This is a genomic window from Mesorhizobium sp. (assembly GCF_004963255.1).
Taxonomy (GTDB): Bacteria; Pseudomonadota; Alphaproteobacteria; order Rhizobiales; family Rhizobiaceae; genus Mesorhizobium.
In genome coordinates this window covers 1-1,900 of record NZ_SUGA01000085.1, presented here as the reverse complement: position 1 = coordinate 1,900, position 1,900 = coordinate 1, and the positions used below count along the sequence as shown (strand labels likewise).

Annotated in this window: 2 protein-coding genes; one reads left to right on the top strand and one right to left on the bottom strand. The window is 56.8% G+C overall.

Going from position 1 to position 1,900, the window contains the following annotated elements; translation table 11 throughout:
- Positions 1 to 20: 20 nt before the first annotated feature.
- On the top strand, positions 21 to 581 hold the full coding sequence (msuE, locus tag E5X34_RS32505) for an FMN reductase (RefSeq protein WP_292573301.1): 561 nt from the start codon (positions 21 to 23) through the stop codon (positions 579 to 581).
- A gap of 296 nt (positions 582 to 877) precedes the next feature.
- Here msuE and E5X34_RS32500 read toward each other — a convergent pair whose 3' ends face one another.
- Positions 878 to 1,741, bottom strand: a complete 864-nt coding sequence (locus E5X34_RS32500; RefSeq protein WP_366664950.1) for an ABC transporter permease — start codon at positions 1,739 to 1,741, stop codon at positions 878 to 880.
- Between the last annotated feature and the right edge of the window lie 159 nt (positions 1,742 to 1,900).

The window sequence follows — 1,900 nt, the reverse complement described above, 5'->3', positions numbered from 1 at the left end:
CACCCTTGGAGGTCCGTTCCATGTCCAGCCCAGCAATCGTCGGCTTTTCCGGCAACATCACCCGCCCGTCGAAGACGCGCAGTTTCGTCGATCTCGTCGTCCAGGACATCGCCACGCGCCATGGCCTGACGGGGCACACCTATGACATCGACGATGTCGGCCCGTCGCTAGGCGCAGCCAAACGGTCGCGCGATCTCGATGACCGGGGGCAGGCGATCCTGACGCAGGTCATTGCAGCCGACGTGCTCGTCGTCGGCTCGCCGACCTACAAAGGCAGCTATACCGGGCTGTTCAAGCATTTCTTCGACCTGATCGATCCGTCGGCGCTGAGGGGCAAGCCCGTGCTGCTGACCGCGACCGGAGGTGGTGAGCGTCATGCCCTGGTCGTGGAGCACCAACTGCGGCCGCTGTTCGGCTTCTTCGAAGCCTTCACGCTGCCGACGGCTGTCTATGCCACCGACAAGGATTTTACCGATGGTGTGCTTCGGTCCGAACTTATCCTGAAGCGGGCGGCGCAGGCCGTCAACGGGATCGCCGTTCTGCTCGGAAACAGATCCGGTATCGGAATAGCAGCCGAATAGCCATGCGGGCGGTGTTCCAGCGGTAGCCGTAGAGTCTCGCTTTCTTGGCCAACCGACCGCATGACGGCGGATGTAAAGTCTGCCATTTTGTCGATCATCGCAAAAGCGGCCTGTCTGCTAGCGGTCCCAAATCGGCCGTTCAGCAAGGCGCCTTCAAGCTGCCGTTCGCACCGTTAGCTGGTCGTCCGGCTTTACTCTGCAATCTGCACCACATTCGCCCCATCGTGTTGATTCAGCTAAGACTTTGACGGATCGCATCACTTCTTTGGCACCACGTGCAAGAGATACCCGCGCATTCATATCTTGCCCATACCGGCCGCCATAATGTCATCCCGTACAACGCGCCCGGCTAGAACGAAGACTGCCAAAGCTGGCATGAGAAGGATAAATGCAACAATTGATGCCAATGGAATTTGCATCGCATATGGGTCGAGATACATATACAGCCTAATCGGAAGTGTTTGAACGACAGGTGCCCCCACGATAAACGACTTTTCGAACTCTTCGAAACTTCCGATGAACGACAAAAGGCTGCCAGCCAGGAGACCTGGAACGGCAAGTGGCAATATGATGTGCAAGATGATGCTTGTTGTTCCAGCTCCCAAGGAGCGGGCGGCATTGATAAGCTCGGTGGGAATACCTTCAAGCGTTGCAGTCAGCAGACGGATCATAAGCGGCAACGTGCCGACGATTTGCACAAGGATCACGCCGAGGATGGAGTAGGAGAGCCCGATTTTGAGAAAGACTTTGCCAATGCCGATCGCGACGACCAGACCGGGAACAATCATCGGGGCCAGCACGAATATCTCCACAAGCCGCTTTAAACGGAATGGAAAGCGCGCCATTGCCCATGCGGTCGGAAGTGCGAGCAATGCGGTCGCAGCCGTTACGACCACGGCGATAAAGAAGCTGTTGAAGAGCGCCACCGCCAAGCCATCGTCCGCCAAGACACTGGCCCAGCGTGCTGTCGTGAAACTCGAAGGAAACAGTCGCGGCGCCGGCCATCCGTCGGCGATACTCCACAGGAACATGAGAACAAGTGGCAGTCCGATGGCAAGCGATAATGTTCCGTAGAGGCCTATCGAAACGAGTATGCGATCCTCGACCGTAAACCTGCGCCGTCGCATTATTGGTGCTGTAGCAGGAGGGGGTTCAAACATCAGTCTTGCCCTTTCTCGCCAATCGCACCAACCTTGGATGTTAGCGCGTAGTAGACAATGAGTACGGCGAAAGCGAAGACACTCAAAACCATCCCCATCGCGTAGACTTGCTCAAATCTACCCTCGCTGAATTCCTTGACCATGAGTACCGATAGAGCT

Excerpts from the sequence above, each read along its gene's own strand:
- msuE (WP_292573301.1), top strand. The coding sequence starts at position 21 with ATGTCCAGCCCAGCAATCGTCGGCTTTTCCGGCAACATCACCCGCCCG.
- E5X34_RS32500 (WP_366664950.1), bottom strand. The coding sequence starts at position 1,741 with ATGTTTGAACCCCCTCCTGCTACAGCACCAATAATGCGACGGCGCAGG.